This window comes from Streptomyces sp. NPDC045021 (assembly GCF_056432645.1).
On the sequence record NZ_JBWKIQ010000011.1, the window covers coordinates 42,023 to 64,989 of the forward strand.

Annotated in this window: 19 protein-coding genes; 5 read left to right on the forward strand and 14 right to left on the reverse strand. The window is 71.0% G+C overall.

Features of this window, described 5'->3' with window-relative positions:
* Window positions 1-24 precede the first annotated feature (24 nt).
* The 7 genes from rplS to proS all read right to left on the reverse strand — a co-directional run bounded on the left by rplS (window position 25) and on the right by proS (window position 5,271).
* Window positions 25-372 carry a 50S ribosomal protein L19 gene (gene rplS, locus AC07DC_RS29155; RefSeq protein ID WP_138356441.1) on the reverse strand — a complete coding sequence of 116 codons (348 nt, stop codon included), beginning with the start codon at window positions 370-372 and terminating at the stop codon, window positions 25-27.
* Window positions 373-506: 134 nt separating this feature from the next.
* Complete coding sequence (gene trmD, locus AC07DC_RS29160) at window positions 507-1,436, reverse strand: tRNA (guanosine(37)-N1)-methyltransferase TrmD (protein ID WP_478917480.1); 930 nt, start codon at window positions 1,434-1,436, stop codon at window positions 507-509.
* Complete coding sequence (gene rimM / locus AC07DC_RS29165; RefSeq protein WP_478917481.1) at window positions 1,436-2,008, reverse strand: ribosome maturation factor RimM; 573 nt, start codon at window positions 2,006-2,008, stop codon at window positions 1,436-1,438. Before rimM ends, trmD begins: the two co-directional genes overlap by 1 nt.
* Window positions 2,009-2,098: 90 nt before the next feature.
* A complete protein-coding gene (locus tag AC07DC_RS29170; protein WP_138356444.1) occupies window positions 2,099-2,338 on the reverse strand; it encodes an RNA-binding protein in 240 nt (79 codons plus the stop codon).
* A 2-nt stretch (window positions 2,339-2,340) separates the two neighbouring features.
* Window positions 2,341-2,799, reverse strand: coding sequence for a 30S ribosomal protein S16 (gene rpsP / locus AC07DC_RS29175; RefSeq protein WP_478917482.1), 459 nt, complete (start codon window positions 2,797-2,799; stop codon window positions 2,341-2,343).
* Between the two features lie 195 nt (window positions 2,800-2,994).
* Window positions 2,995-3,591 (reverse strand): hypothetical protein, encoded by a 597-nt coding sequence (locus AC07DC_RS29180; RefSeq protein WP_478917483.1) that lies wholly within the window; start codon window positions 3,589-3,591, stop codon window positions 2,995-2,997.
* Between the two features lie 267 nt (window positions 3,592-3,858).
* Window positions 3,859-5,271, reverse strand: a complete 1,413-nt coding sequence (gene proS / locus AC07DC_RS29185; protein ID WP_478917484.1) for a proline--tRNA ligase — start codon at window positions 5,269-5,271, stop codon at window positions 3,859-3,861.
* 152 nt (window positions 5,272-5,423) lie between these two features.
* Here proS and AC07DC_RS29190 point away from each other — a divergent pair, with 152 nt between their 5' ends.
* From AC07DC_RS29190 to AC07DC_RS29205, 4 genes are all read left to right on the forward strand, one after another.
* Window positions 5,424-6,248, forward strand: a complete 825-nt coding sequence (locus AC07DC_RS29190; protein WP_478917485.1) for a methyltransferase domain-containing protein — start codon at window positions 5,424-5,426, stop codon at window positions 6,246-6,248.
* Window positions 6,249-6,535: 287 nt separating this feature from the next.
* Complete coding sequence (locus tag AC07DC_RS29195) at window positions 6,536-9,013, forward strand: excinuclease ABC subunit UvrA (RefSeq protein WP_478917486.1); 2,478 nt, start codon at window positions 6,536-6,538, stop codon at window positions 9,011-9,013.
* A gap of 123 nt (window positions 9,014-9,136) precedes the next feature.
* Window positions 9,137-11,191, forward strand: coding sequence for a family 20 glycosylhydrolase (locus tag AC07DC_RS29200; protein WP_478917487.1), 2,055 nt, complete (start codon window positions 9,137-9,139; stop codon window positions 11,189-11,191).
* A 95-nt stretch (window positions 11,192-11,286) separates the two neighbouring features.
* Window positions 11,287-12,138, forward strand: a complete 852-nt coding sequence (locus tag AC07DC_RS29205; RefSeq protein ID WP_478917488.1) for an NAD(P)H-binding protein — start codon at window positions 11,287-11,289, stop codon at window positions 12,136-12,138.
* A gap of 67 nt (window positions 12,139-12,205) precedes the next feature.
* On the opposite strand, the gene AC07DC_RS29210 is transcribed toward AC07DC_RS29205, so the two are convergent.
* The 6 genes from AC07DC_RS29210 to nsdA form a co-directional block, all read right to left on the reverse strand.
* Complete coding sequence (locus AC07DC_RS29210) at window positions 12,206-12,721, reverse strand: GNAT family N-acetyltransferase (RefSeq protein WP_478917489.1); 516 nt, start codon at window positions 12,719-12,721, stop codon at window positions 12,206-12,208.
* 71 nt (window positions 12,722-12,792) lie between these two features.
* Window positions 12,793-14,334 carry a signal recognition particle protein gene (gene ffh, locus AC07DC_RS29215; RefSeq protein WP_478917490.1) on the reverse strand — a complete coding sequence of 514 codons (1,542 nt, stop codon included), beginning with the start codon at window positions 14,332-14,334 and terminating at the stop codon, window positions 12,793-12,795.
* 121 nt (window positions 14,335-14,455) lie between these two features.
* Window positions 14,456-16,936 (reverse strand): [protein-PII] uridylyltransferase, encoded by a 2,481-nt coding sequence (locus tag AC07DC_RS29220; protein ID WP_478917491.1) that lies wholly within the window; start codon window positions 16,934-16,936, stop codon window positions 14,456-14,458.
* Between the two features lie 59 nt (window positions 16,937-16,995).
* A complete protein-coding gene (locus tag AC07DC_RS29225; RefSeq protein ID WP_269273744.1) occupies window positions 16,996-17,334 on the reverse strand; it encodes a P-II family nitrogen regulator in 339 nt (112 codons plus the stop codon).
* On the reverse strand, window positions 17,331-18,683 hold the full coding sequence (locus AC07DC_RS29230; RefSeq protein ID WP_478917492.1) for an ammonium transporter: 1,353 nt from the start codon (window positions 18,681-18,683) through the stop codon (window positions 17,331-17,333). Before AC07DC_RS29230 ends, AC07DC_RS29225 begins: the two co-directional genes overlap by 4 nt.
* 279 nt (window positions 18,684-18,962) lie before the next feature.
* Window positions 18,963-20,423, reverse strand: a complete 1,461-nt coding sequence (nsdA, locus tag AC07DC_RS29235; RefSeq protein WP_478917493.1) for a transcriptional repressor NsdA — start codon at window positions 20,421-20,423, stop codon at window positions 18,963-18,965.
* Window positions 20,424-20,702: 279 nt separating this feature from the next.
* On the opposite strand from nsdA, the gene AC07DC_RS29240 reads away from it, so the two are divergent.
* Window positions 20,703-21,386, forward strand: coding sequence for a bifunctional DNA primase/polymerase (locus AC07DC_RS29240; RefSeq protein ID WP_478917494.1), 684 nt, complete (start codon window positions 20,703-20,705; stop codon window positions 21,384-21,386).
* A 157-nt stretch (window positions 21,387-21,543) separates the two neighbouring features.
* Here AC07DC_RS29240 and ftsY read toward each other — a convergent pair whose 3' ends face one another.
* Window positions 21,544-22,749, reverse strand: coding sequence for a signal recognition particle-docking protein FtsY (gene ftsY, locus AC07DC_RS29245; protein WP_478917495.1), 1,206 nt, complete (start codon window positions 22,747-22,749; stop codon window positions 21,544-21,546).
* Window positions 22,750-22,967 lie beyond the last annotated feature (218 nt).

The following is a 22,967-nucleotide window of genomic DNA, read 5'->3' on the forward strand; positions in this document are numbered from 1 at the left end:
AGCCTATACGGCCCCGCGATGGGCTCAGTTGTCGCGCTTCTCCTTGATCTTCGCGGCCTTGCCGCGCAGCTCACGGAGGTAGTACAGCTTGGCGCGACGGACGTCGCCGCGGGTCACGATCTCGATCTTCTCGAAGATCGGGCTGTGCACCGGGAAGGTACGCTCGACGCCGACGCTGAAGCTGACCTTGCGGACCGTGAAGGTCTCGCGGACGCCGGCGCCCTGGCGGCGGACGACTACGCCCTTGAACTGCTGCACACGCGAGCGGGTGCCTTCGATGACGCGCACGTGGACGTTGATCGTGTCACCGGGGCGGAACGCCGGGACGTCGTCACGCTTCGACGCGTTGTCGACGGAGTCGAGAATATGCATGAAGATCTTCTGCTTCCTTCGCCCATGCCACAGGTCATCGGCGGAACTGTCGTGATGATGATTCGGAATGCCGCTCCGTCGGGCGAACGTCGGTCCCCCTGTGGCAGGGGCGCCGCCGGACGTACAGCAGGCGGCTATTCTTCCACGGCGGAGGCCGCGCGCCCAAATCGGCCGTCGGGCAGCTCTTCCCAGCCCAGCTCCGCCAGGAGTTTGCGGTCGAGCTTGTCGAGCGCGGCGGGGTCGCAGCGCTCGATCAGGTCGGGCCGGTTGGCGGTGGTACGGCGGAACGCCTCGTCGCGGCGGAAGCGGGCGACCTTGCCGTGGTGGCCGCTGAGCAGCACCTCGGGCACCTCGCGCCCCCGCCAGACCGGCGGCTTCGTGTAGACCGGCCCCTCCAGCAGGTCGGCCATCGCGCCGGGCGCGAAGGAGTCGTCACGGTGCGACTCGGCGTTGCCCAGCACGCCGGGCAGCAACCGGGCCACCGCCTCGACGATCACCAGGACCGGGGCTTCGCCGCCGGCCAGCACGTAGTCGCCGATGGAGACCTCGCGGACGTCGAAACGGTCCGCGTACTCCTCGATGACCCGGCGGTCGATGCCCTCGTAGCGGGCGGGTGTGAAGACCAGCCAAGGTCGCTCGGACAGCTCCACCGCCAGCTCCTGGGTGAACGGCAGACCGCTGGGCGTCGGAACGACCAGCACGGGCCGCTGCTCCACCGCATCCGAAGCCACCGCATCCGTAGCCACCAGCTCAGAAGCCGCCACGTCCGGAGCCAAAGCGTCCGGTGCCACAGCGTCCTGAGCCACCGCATCCGGAGCCGACGGCTCCCCGGCTCCCGACGCGCAGACCGCGTCCAGTGCCTCGCCCCACGGTTCTGGCTTCATCACCATGCCGGGGCCGCCGCCGAACGGGCTGTCGTCCACGGTGTTGTGCCGGTCGTGGGTCCAGTCGCGCAGGTTGTGGATCCGCACATCGAGCTGCCCGCGGGCCCGCGCCTTGCCGACCAGCGACACGTTCAGCGGTTCGAGGTACTCGGGGAAGATCGTGATGACATCGATACGCATCAGGCAGTGCCGTCGGCTGCCGCGTCGTCGTCGGCGTCGCGGGTGCTCGCGATCTCGGCCTCGGCCTCGTTGAGCAGGCCGGGCGGCGGGTCGATCACGGCGCGCTGGTTCTCCAGGTCGATCTCCGGGACGATCTCGCTGACGAACGGGATCATCACCTCGGTACCGTCCGGGCGCTCGACGATCAGCAGGTCCTGTCCCGGCAGGTGCGAGATCTCCAGGATGCGGCCGACCTCGGTGCCGTCCACGGTGACCACGTCGAGGTCGACCAGCTGGTGGTCGTAGAACTCCTCGGGGTCCTCGGGCAGCTCCGCCGGGTCCACCTCGGCGATCAGCAGGACGTTGCGCAGCACCTCGGCCGCGTTGCGGTCCCGCACGCCTTCGAAGCGCAGCAGCAGACGGCCGCTGTGCACCTTCCCGGACTCGATGGTCAGCGGACCGGCCGTGGCCGGGTCCGTGGCCAGTACCGCGCCCGGTCCGAGCCGTACTTCCGGCTCGTCGGTGCGCACCTCGACGGTGACCTCGCCCTTGATGCCGTGGGCACGCCCGATCCGGCCGACTACCAGCTGCACTCTGCTTGCCCTTCGTTCAGTCTCTGGAACACGACAACAGGCCGGGGGCGGCGATTGCCGGCCCCGGCCCGTGCCGGTACTGCATTGGTCTCAGCGGACCTGATCCACGTCGACGAGGTCGACGCGGATGCCACGGCCACCGAGGGCGCCCACGACAGTACGCAAAGCGCGTGCGGTGCGGCCGTTGCGGCCGATCACCTTGCCGAGGTCGTCCGGGTGCACCCGGACCTCGAGGACACTCCCGCGGCGCAGGGTCTTCGCGGACACCTGCACATCATCGGGATTGTCGACGATGCCCCTCACGAGGTGCTCGAGAGCCTCCTCGAGCATGCTCAGGCCTCGGTGGACTCGGCCGGGGCTTCAACAGCGGCCTCGACAGCGTCATCGGCCTTCTTCTCGGCCTTCTCCGCCTTCTTGGCCTTCGGGGTGATTGCCTCACCCTTGGGCTCGTTGCCTGCGTCCTTGGCAGCGGCCTCGAAGAGGGCGCGCTTGTCGACCTTCGGCTCGGCGACGAGCATCGGAGCCGGGGCCGGCAGGCCCTTGAACTTCTGCCAGTCGCCGGTGACCTTGAGGATGGCCATCACGGGCTCGGTCGGCTGTGCGCCGACACCCAGCCAGTACTGGACACGCTCGGTGTCGACCTCGATACGCGACGGGTTCTGCACCGGGTGGTACAGGCCGATCTCCTCGATGGCCCGGCCGTCACGGCGGGTACGGGAGTCGGCGATGACGATGCGGTAGTGAGGCGAACGGATCTTGCCCAGACGCTTCAGCTTGATCTTGACTGCCACGGGAGTGGGTTCTCCTGGAATTGACGAGGTTGGGCACAGCGGACACCCACGTGGGGTTGTGGGATTCGTGCGCCCGACGGACGCGTCAGCCGAAGGAGAGAGGGTTCCTGCACGGCTGTCGAGTTCTCAGCTGGCTATTCTGCCACACGGTGACACGCCCGGCTAATCCGAGCGGCCCAGCGGCTTCGGCTCACCTCACCCGACGCCGGCGCCGACGACCTCCGGGATGCGGAACGCCTGTCCGCAGGCCCCGCACATGATCGGTGCCTGGGCGAGGACCGACGGGACGACGCGGACGTTGCGCCCGCAGTCGCAGACGGCCTTGACGCGCACTCCGCCACCGGACGAGCCGTGCCGCGCGGCCGGACCGCGGAAACTGCGTGCGGTGTCCGCGGTGGTCGCGACGGTGTGCGCCTTCAGGGCCCGGTGCAGCCGGTCCATGGTGGCTCGATAACGCTTCTTGGTGTCCGGGCGCAGACCGACCAGGGAGAAGCCACTGCTGGGATGCGGCTCCTCGGCGTGGTCGAGCCCCAATTCATCGGCGATCGCCAGAAAACGGCGGTTGTGGTAGCGGCCGGCTCGCGACGTGTCACGGACGCCGCGTGCTGCGGCGACTCCGTGCACGGCCTCGTGGAGCAGCCTTTCGAAGGAGAGCTCGGTCCCGCAGGCGGACGAGGACTCTCCGATAAGGGACTCTGGCGCGGCCAGATCCGGCAGTTCGGGGTGGTGCCGTTGAATATCGGCCCACGCGACTGCCAGCTCGGCGGCGAGAACTGGTGGTGTCGTGCTCACGCCGTGACAACGAGCCGGGGTGGCCCAGTGTTCCGATTCCGGGCCACCCCAAATAATTTGCACTCATCGGTCAGTTCCGGAGGATGCGTCCGGCGAGGGGCGGGTGCGGAGGATAGTGGAGAATCCGAACACCCACCCAGAAGTCGGGGCGTATCGCCGAAAACTTACGATTGTTTCCGGCCAGCTACCTTCGGCTACCGACGGAGGACCGTCAGCGACCAGCGGTAATGGCGGCGGTACCGGCTCAGTACGCGGGACGGTACCGGCTCAGTACGCGCGAGCGACGACCGCGATGGTGCCCGGGGCGTCGTCGGCGTCCGGCACGGAGCCGTCCTCGGCGATCAGGCAGCGCACCGAGACGCTCTGCTCGGCCAGCTTGGCTTCGCCCTCCGGGCCGAGGTCCGCCCACGGGATGCGGGCCCAGCCGGTGGCGGCGGCCTCGGCCGCCTCCCCGATGGTCGCCACGTCCACGGTGCGCGACTCGCGGCGCTCCAGGCTCTCCCGCAGCAGCTGCGCCTGGTCCTCTTCGAGGATCCGGGGGATCAGGGCCTCCAGCGCGTCGAGCGCCACCGGCTCCTTGCCGCCGGGGATCCGGCGGGCCAGCATCGCGGTGCCGTTCTCCAGGTCGCGCGGGCCGACCTCGACCCGCACCGGAACGCCCTTGAGTTCCCAGTCCACGGCCCGGCGGCCGAACGGCGTGTCGGTGCGGGCGTCCACCTGGACGCGGATCCCGGCCGCCTTGAGGCGGGCACCGATCTCGTGCACCTTGGCGATGACCGTGTCGTCACCCTTGATGGCCAGCACGACCACCTGGACAGCGGCGAGCCGCGGCGGGACGCGCAGGCCGTTGTCGTCGCCGTGCGACATGATCAGGCCGCCGACCATGCGGGTCGAGACGCCCCACGAGGTCTGCCAGACGAGCTCCTGCTTGCCCTCGCCCGACAGGTACGAGGTGTTGAAGGCCTTCGCGAAGTTCTGGCCCAGCTCGTGGCTGGTGCCCATCTGCAGGGCCTTGCCGTCGCCCATCATGCCCTCGAGGGTGAGGGTGTTGATCGCGCCGGCGAAGCGCTCCTTGGCGGTCTTGCGGCCGAGGACCACATCGATGCCGAGGACGTTCACCATGAAGTCGGCGTACACGTCCTCGTGGATCCGCGCGGCGTAGGCACGCGCGTCCTCGTAGGTGGCGTGCGCGGTGTGGCCCTCCTGCCAGAGGAACTCGGTGGTGCGCAGGAAGACGCGCGGACGCATCTCCCAGCGGACGACGTTCGCCCACTGGTTGATCAGCAGGGGCAGGTCGCGGTAGCTCTGCACCCACTTGGAGAAGTACTCGTTGATGATCGTCTCGGAGGTCGGGCGGACGACGATCGGCTCGTCCAGCTCCTTGCCGCCGCCGTGCGTGACGACCGCCAGCTCGGGGGCGAAGCCCTCCACGTGCTCGGCTTCACGCGTCAGGTACGACTGCGGGATGAAGAGCGGGAAGTAGGCGTTCTGCGCACCGGCGTCCTTGATGCGCGCGTCCATCTCCTGCTGCATCCGCTCCCAGAGGGCGTATCCGTACGGACGGATCACCATCGTGCCGCGCACCGGGCCGTTGTCGGCCAGTTCGGCCTTGTTGACCAGGTCCTGGTACCAGCGGGGGAAGTCGACCGCCTGAGGCGTGAGAACGGGGGGCTTTGCCATGCCGCCGATGTTACGGGGCGATGACCGTCGGACGTGAATCGGGCCGCCCTCTGGACGGGAACGCAAAACCGGAGTTGTCTGGCTTTCGGGGGCATGTACGAAGCAACCGGGGGGTACACGAGGACGGCGACTCGGCTGATTGGGGCGGCTCGATGACACCCACGCTCGTTCGCGGATCCAGGACACGCGCCGATACGAGGGCACGGGACTGGGCCGAGATCCAGGAGCGGATGCTGGTTCCGCTCTATGAGGCCGTGTACGACCGACTCGAGGTCGGACCCGGCACCCGCCTGCTCGGGCTCGGCTGCGGCTCCGGCCTCGCGCTGCTGATGGCGTCGGCCCGCGGCGCGGCCGTCACCGGCTGCGATCCCGACGAACGCCGGCTCGCGCTGGCCCGCGAGCGGCTGCTCCCCGAACCGCAGTGGGGTGCGCCGGCCCGGCGCAGGGCCCGCGCGGAGTTACGGTTCGGCGTTCCCGAGCGCCCGGCGGACCGGGCGGGCGCGGCGTTCACGATGGTGACGGCGCTGGATCCGGCGTCGCCCTGCGACGAACTGCGGCCCGGCCTGAGGGAAGCGGCCCGGCTCACGGAGCGCGGCAGTCCCGTGGTGCTGGCCGGCTGGGGTCCCTCCGAGCGGTGTGCCACCTTCCGCGTGCTGTGTGTCGCGGCGCGGCTGGCGGAACCGCACGGACACCTGGTCAGACGCCGGCTCAGCGGGCGTGACGACCTGGAGGAGTTGGCCCGCGACGCGGGGCTGCGGCCGGACGGCTCCGGCCGGGTGGCCTGCCCGTTCGGCTATCCCGACATGGACAGCGCGGTCCGCGGGCTGCTCTCCACCGGTCTGTTCGATCCGGCCGCGGAGGCCACCGACCAGGCACAGGTGGAGAAGGAGCTGGCGGAGGCGCTGCACCCGTACCGGGGGGCCGACGGAACGGTCCGGATGGAGAACGTCTTCCGGTACGTCGTCGCCCGCGTCTGACCTCGCGGTACGCCCGCGGCAGCCGTCCCCGCGCGGGGCGGCCCCGCAGGCGTCGGCACGCCCTGACCACTCCCCCGACAGCGCTCGGCCCGCCCCCCTTGTCGCCGCTGACCGGCCCCGGACCACAGGGCTTCTGACGGAGCGGCACCGAAAACCCCACCTCGGCCACAGCGCGCGGGGCACTCCGATGCCACGGCCGCTCGCGCCCTTTCCGGATCAAATCGTACGATCAGGTCAAAACCGGCACCCGCCTGCGGCCGCACCCCGATGGGACGGAGAGGAGCCCGATGACCGATCCGTACCTCCGGGTGCGCGGCGCGCGGGAGCACAATCTGCGCGGGGTCGATGTGGACCTGCCGCGGGACGCGCTGGTCGCCTTCACCGGAGTCTCCGGCTCCGGCAAGTCCTCGCTCGCCTTCGGCACCATCTACGCCGAGGCGCAGCGCCGCTACTTCGAGTCCGTGGCCCCGTACGCGCGGCGGCTGATTCACCAGATCGGCGCACCCAAGGTCGACGAGATCACCGGTCTGCCGCCGGCCATCGCCCTGGAGCAGCGGCGGTCCGCGCCGGGTTCGCGCTCCTCGGTGGGCACCGTCACCACGCTGTCGAACTCGTTGCGCATGCTGTACTCGCGCGCCGGAAGCTATCCGCCGGGGGTCACCGAGCGGCTGGATTCCGATGCCTTCTCCCCCAACACCGCGGCGGGCGCCTGCCCGGAGTGCCACGGGCTGGGCACGGTGCACCGGGTCAGCGAGGGCTCGCTCGTCCCCGATCCGTCGCTGAGCATCCGCGAGGGTGCGGTGGCCGCCTGGCCGGGGGCCTGGCAGGGCAAGAACCTCCGCGACATCCTCGCCGCGCTCGGCCACGACATCGACGCGCCCTGGCACAAGCTGCCTCGGGAGGCACGCGACTGGATCCTGTTCACACCGGAGCAGCCGGTCGTCACCGTCCACCCCGTACGGGAGGCCGACCGCATCCAACGCCCCTACCAGGGCACGTACATGAGCGCCGAGCGCTACGTGCTGCACACCTTCGCCGACTCCCGGAGCGAGCCACTGCGCAAACGGGTACGGCGGTTCATGACGAGCGCGCCCTGCCCGGTGTGCGGCGGGCGGCGGCTGTGCCCCGAGGCGCTGGCGGTCACCTTCGTCGGCCGGGACATCGCCGCCCTGGCCGGCCTGCCGCTCACCGAACTGGCCCGGCTGCTGCGGGACACACCGCACGAGACCGGCTCCGTGGCCGGCACCATCGCCGGGGACCTCGTCTCCCGGATCGAGGCCCTCACCGAGCTGGGCCTGGGCTATCTGAGCATGGACCGGCCGACGCCGACGCTCTCCGCGGGCGAACTGCAGCGGCTGCGGCTCGCCACCCAGCTCCGCTCGGGTCTCTTCGGCGTCGTCTACGTCCTCGACGAACCGTCGGCCGGGCTGCACCCCGCCGACACCGAGGCGCTGCTGACGGTGCTCGACCGGCTCAGGGCGGCCGGGAACTCGCTCTTCGTGGTCGAGCACGACATGGCGGTGGTGGCGCGTGCCGACTGGGTCGTCGATGTCGGGCCCCTCGCGGGCGAGCACGGCGGGCAGGTGCTGCACAGCGGTCCGGTGGCGGGACTGGCGACGGTCGCCGCATCGGCCACCCGCAGGTTCCTGTTCCCCGAAGGCCCCCCGGCGGCCGCCCGCGTACCGCGCGAACCGTCCGGCCGGCTGCGGCTGCACGGCATCACCCGGCACAACCTGCGCGGGCTCGACGCGGTGGTGCCGCTCGGTGTCTTCACGGTGGTGACCGGCGTCTCGGGGTCGGGGAAGTCGACGCTGGTCAGCCAAGTGCTGGCCGATGTCCTGACGGAACACCTGGGGACGGCCGTGGAGGAGGACCCGGAGGAGGCCGGGGCGGACGATGTCCCGGCCGAGGGAGGAAGCGCCGCCTCGTACGCCGCCACCGTCACCGGGCTCGAAGCCGTCGGCCGGCTGGTGCGGGTCGACCAACGGCCCATCGGCCGCACGCCCCGGTCCAACCTGGCGACGTACACCGGTCTCTTCGACGCCGTACGCAAGCTCTTCGCCGCCACCGACGAGGCCCGGGAACGCGGCTACAACGCCGGACGCTTCTCGTTCAACGTCGCCACCGGCCGCTGCGAGACCTGCCAGGGCGAGGGCTTCATCGCCGTCGAACTCCTCTTCCTGCCCGGCAGTTACGCGCCCTGCCCGACCTGCCACGGCGCCCGCTACAAGCCGGAGACCCTGGAGATCACCTACCGGGGTGCCAGCGTCGCCGACGTCCTGGCGATGACGGTCGACGCGGCGCACGACTTCCTGGCCGACGTCCCCGCCGCCGGCCGGCCGCTGAAGACCCTGAAACAGGTCGGCCTCGGCTATCTGCGGCTCGGCCAGCCGGCCACCGAACTGTCCGGCGGGGAGGCCCAGCGGATCAAGCTGGCGGCCGAACTGCAGCGCGCGGGCCGCGGGCCGCGCTCGCACACCGTCTACCTGCTGGACGAGCCGACCACCGGGCTGCACCCGGCCGACACCGAGCTGCTGATGCGCCAGTTGCACGGGCTTGTCGACGCGGGGAACTCGGTCGTCGTGGTCGAGCACGACATGGATGTGGCGGCCGGCGCCGACTGGATCATCGACATGGGTCCGGGCGGCGGCGACCGGGGCGGGCGGATCGTCGCGGAAGGCGTCCCCGCACTCGTCGCCCGGTCGCGGCAGAGCATCACCGCCCACTACCTGGGGCCGAAGATCCCCGGCAATCCGCCGATCTGACCGTCAACGGCCCACGCGCCCGGAGCCGCTGACACGCGTCGGCGGGTATCGCCGCACCCGGTGACGCACCGAGTTGTCCCGACCGCTCGCGCATCGTCCCTTTCCAGGCAGGAGTCCTCGACCATGCGGTTCTCCCCCCACGCTCGCGCCTCCCTCGGGCCCGGCGCCCGTCTCGGCGTACTGCTCGGCCTGCTTCTCGCCCTCGTCATGCCGCTCGCCCAGGAGCCGGCGCACGCCGCCACCGCCGCACCGCGCACCATCCCCGCCCTCCAGCAGTGGACCGCCGGCAGCGGTTCGTACACCTTCGGGCCCGCCGGCCGGGTCGTGACCGACAGCGCCTACGAGGCCGCGCTCGGCACCACTGGGCAGGTCTTCGCCGACGATCTGACGCAGCTCGCCGGAAGGCCCGTCAGCCACGTCGGCGGTGCGGCCTCCACCGTGCGGCCCGGTGACCTGTTCCTCACCCTCGGCTCGACGGACAGCGCGCTCGGCACCGAGGGGTACACCCTCACCGTGGCGTCGACCGTCACCATCCGGGCCCAGTCCTGCGCCGGGGCCTTCTACGGCACCCGCTCGGTGCTCCAGCTCCTCAAGCAGTCCCCCACCATCGCCGCCGGGACGGCGCGCGACTGGGCCGCCAAGCCCGAGCGCGGGCTGATGGTCGACGTCGGGCGCAAGTACTTCACCGTGCCCTGGCTGCAGGGCCAGATCAGGGACCTCGCCTACCTGAAGATGAACTACTTCCACCTGCACCTGTCCGACACCTACGGCTTCCGGCTGGAGAGCACCAGCCACCCCGAGATCACCTCCGCCGCGCACTACTCGAAGCAGGAGATCACCGATCTCATCGCGCTCGGCGCCCGGTACCACGTCACCGTCGTGCCCGAGATCGACATGCCGGGCCATATGAACACGACGCTGGCCGCCCACCCCGAACTGCGGCTCACCAACAGCGCGGGCACCCCGAGCCACCAGTACATCGACCTGTCCAACCCGGCGGCCTACACCCTCATCCAGGACCTGATCACCGAGTTCCTGCCGCTGTTCCCCGCCAAGTACTGGCACCTGGGCGCGGACGAGTACGTCACCAACTACGGCAGCTACCCGCAGCTGCTCAGCTACGCACGCGCCCACTACGGTCCCGATGCCACCGCCAAGGACGTCTTCTACGGCTTCGTGAACTGGGCCGACTCCCTCGTCCGGGCCGGCGGCAGGACGATGCGGATGTGGAACGACGGCATCAAGCCGGGCGACGGCACGATCGTCCCGAACGCGGACATCACCGTCGACTACTGGAACACCTATGGGCTCACCCCGCAGCAGCTCGTCGCCGCGGGCCACACCGTCAACAACTCCAGCTGGAACCCGACCTACTACGTGTTCGGCGGCGGCAGGCCCAACACCCCGTACATGTACGAGAGCTGGAACCCCGACATCTTCCAGGCCGGCGCCACCATCACCGACCCGTCCCGCAACCGGGGTTCGGTGCTGCACGTCTGGTGCGACCACCCCGACGCCGAGACCGAGCAGCAGACGGCATCCGGCATCATGACCCCGCTGCGGGCCCTGTCTCAGCGCACCTGGGGCTCCCCCCAACTGGTCGCGAAACTCATGGAGTTCCAGCCGATCGTCACCGCCGTCGGCCGCCCGCCCGGCTGGCCCACCGACACCACCGCCGGTGATCTGGCCCTCGGCCGCCCGGTGACGGTATCCAGCACCGAGACGCCGGCGTTCCCCGCGGAGAGCACCGTGGACGGCACCTACGGCAGCCGCTGGTCCAGCACCTTCGCGGATCCGCAGTGGCTGCGGATCGACCTGGGCAGCAGCCAGGCCGTCAACCGCGTCAAGCTCACCTGGGAGGCGGCGTACGCCAGGGCGTTCCAGATCCAGCTGTCCGACGACGGCGTGACCTGGAGCACCGTCTACTCCACCAACGGCGGCGCCGGCGGCACCCAGGACCTGACCGGGCTCAGCGGCTCCGGGCGGTATCTGCGGATCCACCTCATCCAGCGCGGCACCGTCTACGGCTACTCGCTGTGGGAGGTCGAGGCGTACCACGACACCGCTCCCGCGGTGGAGGGTCCCGCCACGGATGCTCCCGCAGCGGTGAGTCCCCCGACCGTGGCTCCCACAACCGCCGTCCCCACGGCCGTGGCTCCCGTGGCCGGCACCGTATAGACCGCCGGGACGGCGCTTGACCTCAACCATGGTTCAACTCGCAGGCTGGACACCACACACCGAGCAGCACGTGAGAACCCATCGAGGAGAGCGTCATGATCCTGGTCACCGGAGCGACCGGCAAAGTCGGCGGGCAGGTCGTGTCCCAACTGCTGGGCCGGAGCGCGGCCTTCCGCGCCCTGGCCCGTAACCCCGGCACGGCCCGGGTGCCCGAAGGCGTCGAGGTCGTGGCCGGGGACCTGTCGGATCCCGGGAGCCTGCACGCGGCGCTCGACGGCGTCGACACCGTCTTCCTGGTCTGGCCGTTCCTCACCACCGAGGCGGCGCCCGCCGTCCTGGAAGCGATCGGGAAGCACGCGCGCCACATCGTCTACCTCTCGATGCTGGGCGCGCAGCCGAAGAGCGACGGGCCGAAGGACCCGATCACCTCGTTCCACAGCGAGATGGAGCGGTTGATCGAGAAGTCCGGGCTCGACTGGACCTTCCTGCACCCCGTCGGCTTCGCCTCCAACACCCTCGGCTGGGCGCAGCAGATCCGCGACGAGGGCACCGTCCGCGATCTGAACGGCGCGCTGGCCCGGCCGCTGATCCACGAGCGGGACATCGCGGCGGTCGCCGTACGGGTACTGACCGACGGCCCGGACGGCGGGCACGCGGGCGCCACGTACGTTCTCACCGGGCCCGCCCTGATCACCCAGGCCGAGCAGGCGCACGCCATCGGCGAGGCGATCGGCCGCCCGGTGCGGTTCGAGGAGATGACGGTCGCAGAGAAGCGGCAGCAGATGCTGGCCTGGCTGCCGCCGTCGGGGGTGGACACCGTCCTGCAGGCCTGGGCCGGCATGGCCGGCTCCCCGGAGCCGATCACCTCCACCGTCGAGGAGCTCACCGGCACCGCCCCGCGCACCTTCCGCGAATGGGCCGCAGACCACGCCGCCGACTTCCGCTGATGTCCGCCGACGCCCGCTGACGTCCGGTGACGCGTGACGCGCGGCACCCGTACGGCGGCGGGAGGGGTCAGGCGCCGGGCCACTCCTCGGCGGTGAGCGCGAAGCGCTCGTGGTCGCGCCACTCGTCGTTCAGGTAGAGCATGCGCGGCGAGAAGCCCTCGTGGCGGAAGCCGAGACGCTTGGCCATGGCGAGGGAGCGGTCGTTGTCCGGCTGCACGTTGATCTCCAGCCGGTGCAGTCCGAGACCGTCGGGATAGCTGGTGAAGCAGCGGTCGACGACCTGCCGCAGACCCTCGCTCATCCGGCCGGTGCCCGCGTACGGCAGATAGCTGTCGTAGCCGAGCACGCCGTTGCGGAACCGGGCCCGGACGATGTTCGCGACATTGACCTTGCCGACGATGCCGCCGTCCTCGTCGTTGATGATCAGAAACGTGCGCAACGACGGGCCCTGGCGGCGCAGCAGCTCGTGGAAACCGTCCGGATCGACCGGGTTCCACGGGCTCAGATGGTCGGCGGAACGCAGGACGGCCGTGGCGTACGCGTCGGCGTCGCCCGGACGTGGTTCTCGGATGGATACGCGCATGGCGCCATCATGCCCCGGACGCGAAGAGCGCCCCCTGCTGGGGGCGCTCTTCTGCTGCGGTACGGGAGGGCTCAGCCCATGAACTTCTTGAACTCGTCGGGGAGTTCGAAGTTCTGCGCCTCCGGAACGGCTGCCGCGCCGAAGGGGCTGTCGGCCTGCTCGGCACGGCGGGCGGCCTCCGCCGCCTCGTCCGCCTTGCGCTTCATCGGGTTACCGCTGCGCTGCTTGCCCTTGGCCTGCTTGACCTGCTTCTTCTTCTTGTTGCCGCCACCCATGCCGGGCATTCCCGGCATACCGGGCATCCCGCCGCCCTGGGCCATCCGCGACATCATCTTGCGGGCCTCGAAGAACCGCTCGACCAGGCTCTTGACCGCGCTGACCTCGGTGCCGGAACCCTTGGCGACGCGGACCCGGCGCGACCCGTTGAGGATCGTCGGGTCCTGGCGCTCGGCCGGGGTCATGGACTTGATGATCGCCGCGGTGCGGTCCACATCGCGCTCGTCCAGGTTGGCGATCTGGTCCTTAATCTGCCCCATGCCCGGCAGCATGCCGAGCAGCTTGGAGATGGAGCCCATCTTGCGGACCTGCTCCATCTGGGACAGGAAGTCGTCGAGCGTGAACTCCTTCGGACCCTTGGCCAGCTTCTCGGCCATCTTCTGGGCCTCGGCCTGCGAGAAGGTCTGTTCGGCCTTCTCGATCAGGCTGAGCATGTCGCCCATACCGAGGATGCGGGACGCCATCCGGTCCGGGTGGAAGGTGTCGAACTCGTCGAGCTTCTCGCCGTTGGAGGCGAACATGATCTGCTTGCCGGTGACGTGCGCGATGGAGAGCGCGGCACCACCGCGGGCGTCACCGTCGAGCTTGGAGAGCACCACGCCGTCGAAGCCGACGCCGTCGCGGAACGCCTCGGCGGTGTTGACCGCGTCCTGGCCGATCATCGCGTCGACGACGAAGAGGATCTCGTCCGGGCTGACGGCGTCACGGATGTCGGCGGCCTGCCGCATCAGCTCCTCGTCGACGCCGAGCCGGCCGGCGGTGTCGACGACGACCACGTCGTACTGCTTGGACTTCGCGAACTCGATGGAGTCCTTGGCGACCTGGACCGGGTCACCGACGCCGTTGCCCGCCTCGGGCGCGAAGACCGCGACACCCGCGCGCTCCGCGACGACGGAGAGCTGGGTCACGGCGTTCGGACGCTGGAGGTCACAGGCGACGAGCAGCGGGGCGTGGCCCTGGCTCTTGAGCCAGTGGCCGAGCTTTCCGGCCAGGGTGGTCTTACCGGCACCCTGCAGACCCGCGAGCATGATCACGGTCGGCGGCTGCTTGGAGAACCGCAGCCGGCGGGTCTCGCCGCCGAGGATGCCGACGAGCTCCTCGTTGACGATCTTGATGACCTGCTGCGCCGGGTTCAGCGCCTGCGAGACCTCAAGACCGGAGGCCCGCTCCTTGACCTGCTTGATGAACGCACGGACCACCGGGAGCGCGACATCCGCTTCCAGCAGGGCGATACGGATCTCGCGCGCGGTGGCGTCGATGTCCGCCTCGGAGAGGCGGCCCTTGCCCCGGAGGTTCTTGAACGTCGCTGCAAGGCGATCGGAGAGGGTATCGAACACGGTGGTTGCGGGTCCTCGCGTCAGGGGTTGGCGGTGGTCGTCCCCCAGGGTATCCGCTGGTGTGGCCTCCATCGCCGGGCAGGCGGGATTGAGCCTGCCCGGCGACGGACGACCGTACGGCTCAGCGCAACGCCTGCTCCACCTCGCGGGCGACCTCCGCCGCCCGCACCTCGCCCAGCGGAGCGCCGTCCGCGCCGACGACGTAGAACGCGTCGACCGCGTTGGCGCCCAGCGTGCTGATGCGGGCGGAGCGCACGTTCACCCCGGTCGCGGCCAGGGCGTAGCCGATCCGGTGCAGCAGGCCGGGGGCGTCCTGGGCGCGGACCTCGATCACCGTGGCGACCCGGGAGCTGCCGGTGGCGACCGTCACCCGAGGCGGTGGCGCGGCGAGCGCGCGCCGGCGCGGATAGGCCGCCTCGCGTTCGGCGAGACGTGCCTCGATGTCGAGCGAACCGTCGAAGGCCCTGCCCAGATCGGCGCGCAGCCGGGTGGCCTCCGGCAGCGCCCCGTACTCGGCGGCGACCCGCCAGCTCAGCAGCGTCACCGGGCCCTCCCCGATCGGGTCGACGGATCGCAGGTCGGCGGCGCGCACCGTGAGCCGGTGCAGGGCGAGCACACCGGCGGCCTGGGCGAGCAGCCCCGGCCGGTCCGGGACGGCGAGCAGCAGCTCGACGCCCAGCCCTTCGGGGGTGTTCTCGTCGCCGCCCTCCGGGTCGGGCTCGGCGTGGGCGTGCAGGGCCAGCACCGGGCCGCCGGTGCGGGCGGCCTCGACCGCGAGGCGTTCCTCCTCGGCCGTCGGCTCCGCGGCGGCGGGCTCCGGCACCTCGCCGCCCGCGAGCAGCTCGGCGACGCGCTTGACGAGGTCGGCCAGGAGCGAGGCGCGCCAGTTGCTCCACGCGGCGGGGCCGGTGGCGAGCGCGTCGGCCTCGGTCAGCGCGTGCAGCAGCTCCAGCGTGCCGCTGTCGCGCACCACGTCGGCGACGCCCTTCACGGTCACCGGGTCGTCGAGGTCGCGGCGGGTCGCGGTCTCGATCAGCAGCAGATGGTGGCGGACGAGCAGCGCCAGCGTCTCCACGTCGGCGGGGCCGAACCCGATCCGGGTGGCGACATCGCGGGCGATGACCTCGCCCGCCTCGCTGTGGTCGCCGGGCCAGCCCTTGCCGATGTCGTGCAGCAGGGCCGCCATCAGCAGCAGGTCGGGGCGCCCGACGCGGCGGGTCAGGTCGGCGGCGCGGACCGCCGTCTCGACGAGGTGCCGGTCGACGGTCCAGCGGTGGACGGCGTTGCGCTGCGGGCGACAGCGGACCCGTTCCCAGTCCGGCAGCAGCCGGGTGATGAGCCCCTCGGCCTCCAGCGCCTCCCAGACCTGGACGGTGGCCTCGCCCGCGCCGAGCAGCGTGAGCAGCTGTTCGCGGGCCTCGGCGGGCCAGGGCACCGGCAGCGGGCGGGCGGCGGCCGCCAGCCGGCGCACCGCGTGCAGGCTGAGCGGCAGCCCGGCCTGGGCGGCCGCGGCGGCGGCGCGCAGCGGCAGTACGGGGTCGCGCTCGGGCTTCGCGGCCAGCGCCAGGACGGCTTCGCCCTCGTGCTCGACGACGCCTTCGGCGAGCGGGGTGCGCTCGGCGGGGGCGGGGGCCGGTCCGGTGCGGCCGATGCCGAGCAGGCCGCGCCGACGCGGGCGGGCCTCGCGGGAGCGCAGCACCCGGCCGACCTCGCGCCAGGTGACGTCGGCGGCGTAGCTGATGGTGCGGGCGGCCTCGTAGACCTGGCGCAGCAGCGCGTCGGCGTCGAGCAGGCCGAGGGCTTCGGCGACCTGGTCCTGTTCCTGGAGCGCGAGCCGGTCGGTGGCCCGGCCGGTGACCAGGTGCAGGGCGTCGCGGGCGTCCAGCAGCCGGGTGCGGGCCTCCTCCAGGCCTTCGCGGGGGGCGTCGGCGAGCCAGGACGCGGCGACGGCGCGCAGCGCGGTGGCGTCGCGCAGCCCGCCCCTGGCCTCCTTGAGGTCGGGTTCGAGGAGGTAGGAGAGCTCGCCCTGGCGTTCGGCCCGTTCCTGGCACAGCTCGTGCAGGGCGGGCAGCCGTTTGGGGGCCTGGTTGCGCCACTCGGCCAGGACCGCCGTCCGCAGGGACGCGGTGAGGGACGGATCGCCCGCGATGTGCCGGGCGTCGAGCAGCCCGAGCTGGACCTTGAGGTCCTCGGCGGCGGTCTCGCGAGCCTCGGCGGGGGTGCGTACCGAGTGGTCCAGGTCCAGGCCCAGGTCCCAGACCGGGTACCAGATCCGGTCGGCGAGCGCGGAGATCCGGTCCTTGCCGGCGGAGCCGTCGTAGAGCAGCAGCAGGTCGAGGTCGCTGCGTGGGGAGAGTTCGCCGCGCCCGTAGCCGCCCACGGCGACCAGGGCGTATCCGGCGACGCCGGTCTCCCCTGCCGCGCCGGTGGCCAGACCCGCCAGCCAGCGGTCGGTCAGTCCGGACAGGGCGGAACGGCGCGGCGGCCCGGACCGCGCCTCCTCGTTGAGGAGACGCAGCCGGGCCGCCGCGTAGCCGCTGGGACCCTCAGGGGTTCCGGCGGCGGATTCGTCGTCCGCTTTCGCTTCGACGCTTTCCGTCACTTGTGCTCCAGCGCTGGGCGCTTGTTGCCAGATCCGGTCCGAATGATCACGGACAGGGTCTAGAGGGCGTCCGGGCCGCGTTCGCCGGTGCGTACGCGGACCGCTGTCTCGACCGGGATACTCCACACCTTGCCATCACCGATCTTGCCGGTGCGGGCGGCCTTGACGATGACTTCGATCAGCTGATCGGCGTCACTGTCCTCGACCAGGACCTCTATACGGATCTTCGGCACGAGGTCGACGGTGTACTCGGCGCCACGGTAGACCTCGGTGTGGCCGCGCTGCCGGCCGTAGCCGCTGGCCTCGGTGACCGTGAGGCCGTGCACCCCGAAGGCCTGCAGGGCTTCCTTGATCTCGTCCAGCCGGTGCGGCTTCACAACTGCCGTGATGAGCTTCACGCGTCCACCTTCTTGTCCGAGGCGCCGGCCTCGCTGCTCGTGCTGCCGGGGACGGGTACCGCGGTGGTGCGGACCGTGCCGCCGCCCGCTCCCGCGAAGTCGTACGCCGTCTCGGCGTGTTCGATCTGGTCGATGCCGGTGATCTCGTCGTCCTCGGTGACCCGGAAGCCCATGATCAGGTCGATGAGCTTGGCGAGGATCGCGGAGGCGACCAGGGAGTACCCCAGGACCGCGCCCACACCGACCGCCTGCTTGCCGAGCTGGTCGAGGCCGCCGCCGTAGAACAGGCCCTTGGCGGTCTGGCCGACGCCGCCGGTGGCGAAGAGGCCGATGAGCAGGGAGCCGACGATGCCGCCGACCATGTGGACACCGACGACGTCCAGCGAGTCGTCGTAGCCGAACTTGTACTTCAGGCCGACCGCGGCGGCGCACAGCACACCGGCGATCAGGCCGACGGCGATCGCGCCGAGCGGGGAGACGGAACCGCAGGCGGGGGTGATGGCGACCAGCCCGGAGACCGCGCCGGAGGCGGCGCCCAGGGTGGTGAAGGAGCCGTGCCGGATCTTCTCGTAGGCGAGCCAGCCGAGCATCGCGGCGGCGGTGGCGACCTGGGTGTTGGTGAACGCGACGGCGGCGACGCCGTCGGCGCCGAGCCAGGAGCCCGCGTTGAAGCCGAACCAGCCGAACCACAGCAGACCAGCGCCGAGCATGACCAGCGGCAGGCTGTGCGGACGCATCGGGTCCCGCTTGAAGCCGACCCGCTTGCCGATGACGAGGATCACACCGAGGGCGGCGGCGCCGGCGTTGATGTGGACCGCGGTACCACCGGCGAAGTCGATCACGCCGTACTTGAAGAGCCAGCCGTCCGAGCCCCAGACCCAGTGCGCGACCGGGAAGTACACGATCGTCGCCCACAGGGTGATGAAGAGCGCCCAGGCGGTGAACTTCACGCGGTCGGCGAGCGCACCGCTTATCAGCGCCGGGGTGATGATCGCGAACATCAGCTGGAAGACGGCGAAGACGTAGACCGGGATGCCGTATCCGGGCCACAGCTCGGCGATGCCGATGTTGCGCATCCCGAGCCAGTCGGTGCCGCCCATGAAGCCGTTGCCGGAGTCGAAGGCGAAACTGAATCCGTAGAGCGTCCACAGGATGGTGATGATGCCGAGGCTGATGAAGCTCATCATCAACATGTTCAGCGCGCTCTTGACGCGGACCATGCCCCCGTAGAAGAAGGCGAGGCCCGGCGTCATCACCATGACCAAGGCGGCGCTGAGCAGCATGAACGCCGTATTTCCGGTATCGAGCTTGGGCGCATCAGCGGCAAGCGTCAGGATGGCTGGTGCCATCGGCGTCTCCTCGTCATCCGAGCGGCCCTGCGGGACGGTGCTGGGTGGGCCGGTTATCGCCCAGAGGTTGTCCCAGTCGGGTTTCGCCCGATGCCGCAGGGTGTTTCGACGCGGTGACGAAGACGTCGCGTGTGTTACGTGAAGATGAACCGCTCCCGGCAGGCGCGGGCGCCGTATACGGGACCGGCCGCGGAAGCCACCCGGTTGACCTGGCGTGGGGGAGCCGAGTCGGGCTGATCGGGTGGGCTGCCGCGGCCGGGGTCTGGGTGGCTCCGCCGACTATGCGGTTTCGGCCACTTCCGGGAGCTCGACCGCCAGCCGCTCGGAGAGGTCGATGACCTCCGCCACGTCTCCGAAGTCGCGCAGCGCGGTGTCGGCGGTCTTGCGGATTCGGGTGTTGACCCGCTCCGAGCGCACTTTTCTGGCCACGGAGATGGCCTTGTGCGTCATGTCGGCGGCCTGTTCCGGGTTCCGCTCCAGGAGGTGGACGGTGGCCATGCCGATGAGGTTGAGGGCATACGCCCGCTGGTGGACGGAGTCCTTGCCGAACAGCTCGACCGCGCGCTCCATCACCGGGTGCGCGAGCGACGCGTAGGTGGAGCTGCGGCCGGCGACGTAGGCGAGGTCACGGTAGGAGTGGGCGTTCTCCGCGTTCAGCTCGGCCTCGTTGAAGAAGCTGATCCAGTCCGGGTCCTCGCCCCTGCGGGCGTCGGTGAAGGAGTCCTCGGCCATCCGGACCGCCCGGTGGCACTTGCTGACCTGGCCCATGTTGGCGTAGGCGCGCGCCTCGACCGCGTGCAGCATCGCCTGGGTGGTGGCGGTGGCCGAGTCCCGGCTGCCGTACTGGGCGAGGTGGATGAGCTCCAGCGCGTCGTCCGGCCGGTTCAGATGGATCATCTGGCGGCTCATGCTGGAGAGGATGAACGCGCCCAGCGGCCGGTCGGCGGCCTCCTTGGCGGCGTGCAGCGCCAGCACGAAGTATTTCTGCGCGGTGGGCTGCAGGCCGACGTCATAGCTCATCCAGCCGGCCAGCGCCGCGAGGTCGCCGGTGACCCGGTAGAGCCGCTTGGCGACGGCCTCCGGGTGCGACTCCTGGAGCAGGTCGGTCACCTCGTGGAGCTGGCCGACGACCGCCTTGCGGCGCAGCCCGCCACCGCACTGGCTGTCCCAGGTGCGGAACATCACCGTGGTGGTCTCCAGCAGCTGCAGCTCCGGCTCCGACAGCCGGTTCGGCCGGTTCCCGGTGTCCCGGGGCGCACCGACGGCGGGCGTCGGGAAGGCGCCGAGCGAGGGGGGCACCAGCCACCGCTGCATCGGCTCGACGAGGGCAGGGCCCGCCGAGAGGGCCAACGAGGCTCCGAGGAAGCCGCGACGGCCGAGCATCAGGTCGCTGCGGGAGAACTCGTTGATCAGCTGGACCGTCTGGGGGCCCGCCCAGGGCAGGTCCACGCCCGATTCGGACGGTGACTGGTGCGCCGAGCGCAGTCCCAGGTCCTCGACCGGGACCACGCAGCCGAACCGTTCGGAGAACAGCTCGGACATGATGCGCGGGATCGGCTCGCGCGGCTGCTCGCCATCGAGCCAGCGCCGCACCCGGGAGGTGTCGGTGCTGATGTGGTGGGCGCCCATCTGACGCGCCCTGCGGTTGACCTGACGTGCCAACTCGCCCTTCGACCAGCCACTGCGCACGAACCACGAGTTCAACTGCGCGTTGGGCTGCTTGTCTTGTGTGCCGCCCACCGGTAGGCCCCCATCCGAGTCGCCCAACGCCCTTACGGCCAAGGCCCGCTGAGTCCAGGTCCCGATGTGTTGCCTCCGGCATACCCGGAGGGGACACATCTCTGGGGCTCATGAACCGAAAGTAATCCTACGATCACCCATCCGGCGAGTGCCACAGCGGAAACGCCACCATTCGCCACCCCTTCGAATGAACTCGTCTGCGACTGCGCACGATTCACTTGACACACCCCGGTCAGCCAGGGGCGTAACCATCAGCGACCGCAACCCGTTGGGGGTGTCATGGGTTTCACGATCGGCGGCATTCGGGATATCCGGGCCGGCTCGCGCCGCAGGGAACGCGCCACGGCGTGCACCACGGTGGCGGAGTACACGGGGTTGTGCGGTTGGGCGGTCACGCCGGGAGCGCGCGCCGCCCGGGGTGGCGGGGCCTGCTCGTGCGGTGACCCGGGCTGCAAGGAACCGGGGGCGCATCCCCTGGTGTTCGCCGACGAGATCCCGGCCGGCGCGACCTTGGAGCAGGCCACCGAGGCATGGGACCAAGTGCCGGGAGCGGCCGTGCTGCTGCCGGTGGGCCGGACCTTCGACGTCATCGACGTGGCGGAGCACTCCGGGCGGCGCGCCCTGGTGCGGCTGGAGCGGATGGGGTTACGGCTCGGCCCGGTGCTGGTCACCCCGACCGGCCGCGCGCAGTTCTTCGTGGCGCCGGGCGCCGCGGCCGAACTCCCGCACCTGCTCTACCGGATGGGCTGGGACGACGCAGACCTCGATCTGCGCTGCCTGGGGCTGGGCGACCATGTCACCGCCCCGCCGTCCGACCTCGGGGGGCTCGGTCCGGTGCGCTGGCTGAGGTCGCCGCTGCTCGACTCGGTGCACCAGCCGCCCGAGGCCCGGCTGCTGCTCGGCACCCTGGCGTACGTCTGCCACCGGGACCGCGCGCCCGGCCCCTGGCTCGTACGGGCCTGAGCCCTCACCGCACCCGGCACGGAGAAAAAGCCATCACCCCGGGGAGGCGCGTAAGGGGCGCCCTCCAGGGATGGGCGCCCCTTACGTATACAACCGCTCGCGTCAGTGCGGGTCAGTCATCGATGGGTCGGTCGCCGATCGATGAGCCGCCGATCGATCAGTCGCCGATCAGGGCGTCGACGAAGGCCTCCGCCTCGAAGGGCGCCAGATCGTCCGCGCCCTCGCCCAGTCCGATCAGCTTCACCGGAACGCCCAGCTCGCGCTGGACCGCGATCACGATGCCGCCCTTGGCGGTGCCGTCCAGCTTGGTCAGCACGATGCCGGTGATGTCGACGACCTCGGCGAAGACCCGGGCCTGGACCAGCCCGTTCTGACCGGTGGTCGCGTCGAGCACCAGCAGCACCTCGTCGACCGGGCCGTGCTTCTCCACGACGCGCTTGACCTTGCCCAGCTCGTCCATCAGGCCGGTCTTGGTGTGCAGCCGGCCCGCGGTGTCGATCAGGACGGTGTCCGCACCCTCGGAGATACCTTCCTTCACGGCCTCGAAGGCGATCGACGCCGGGTCGCCGCCCTCCGGGCCGCGCACGGTACGGGCGCCCACCCGCTCGCCCCAGGTCTGCAGCTGGTCGGCGGCGGCGGCACGGAAGGTGTCCGCCGCGCCGAGCACCACGCTGCGGCCGTCGGCCACCAGGACGCGGGCGAGCTTGCCGGTGGTCGTGGTCTTGCCGGTGCCGTTGACACCGACGACCAGCACGACGGCCGGGGTCGTCTCGTGACTCTCGGTCTTCAGCTCGCGGTCCAGCGTGGGGTCGACCAGCGTCAGCAGCTCCTCGCGGAGCAGGGCGCGCAGATCGGCGGGGGTGCGGGTGCCGAGCACCTTCACCCGGGTGCGCAGCCGGTCCACCAGCTCCTGGGTCGGAGCGACACCCACATCGGCGGTGATGAGGATGTCCTCGATCTCCTCCCAGGTGTCCTCGTCGAGGTGCTCGCGGGAGAGCAGCGCGAGCAGCCCCTTCCCGAGCGTGTTCTGCGAGCGGGACAGCCGGGAGCGCAGCCGCACCAGGCGGCCGGCGCTGGGTTCCGGCTGCTCGATTTCGGGAGCGGCCGGTACCGGCACCTCCTCCACGGCGGTCGGCGCGCCAGGCGTCTCGGGGAGGACGACCTCTTCGATCGTCCGGCGCGGTTCGTCCCGTGGGACCTCCGCTTCGTCCCCGACGCCTGGCTCGGCGGGCGGCGCGGTGATGGTCGGCGTGCTCGGCGGCGCGGGCGGCAGCTGCTTCTTGCGGCGGCTGCCGACCACCAGTCCGCCGACCGCGACGACGGCGACCAGAGCGATGATTACAGCAAGGATGACGGTTTCCATATCGTCCCCAGTATCGGTCACGTGCGCGGGTGGCCGCGACAACGTGGCCCTCCGGGCAGGTCCCTGGTGCCGGCCGTTGCGGGCCGGTGCCGACCGGTGCGGGGTCGGGGCCGGGGCCGGGCTCTCCGGCGTGGGGGTCCGAACCCATTCGTGGCCGCCCGGTAGCCCGCGTGCAGGACTCTGGAAATCTGACACTGCGTCAGCTACCGTCTGGCCCA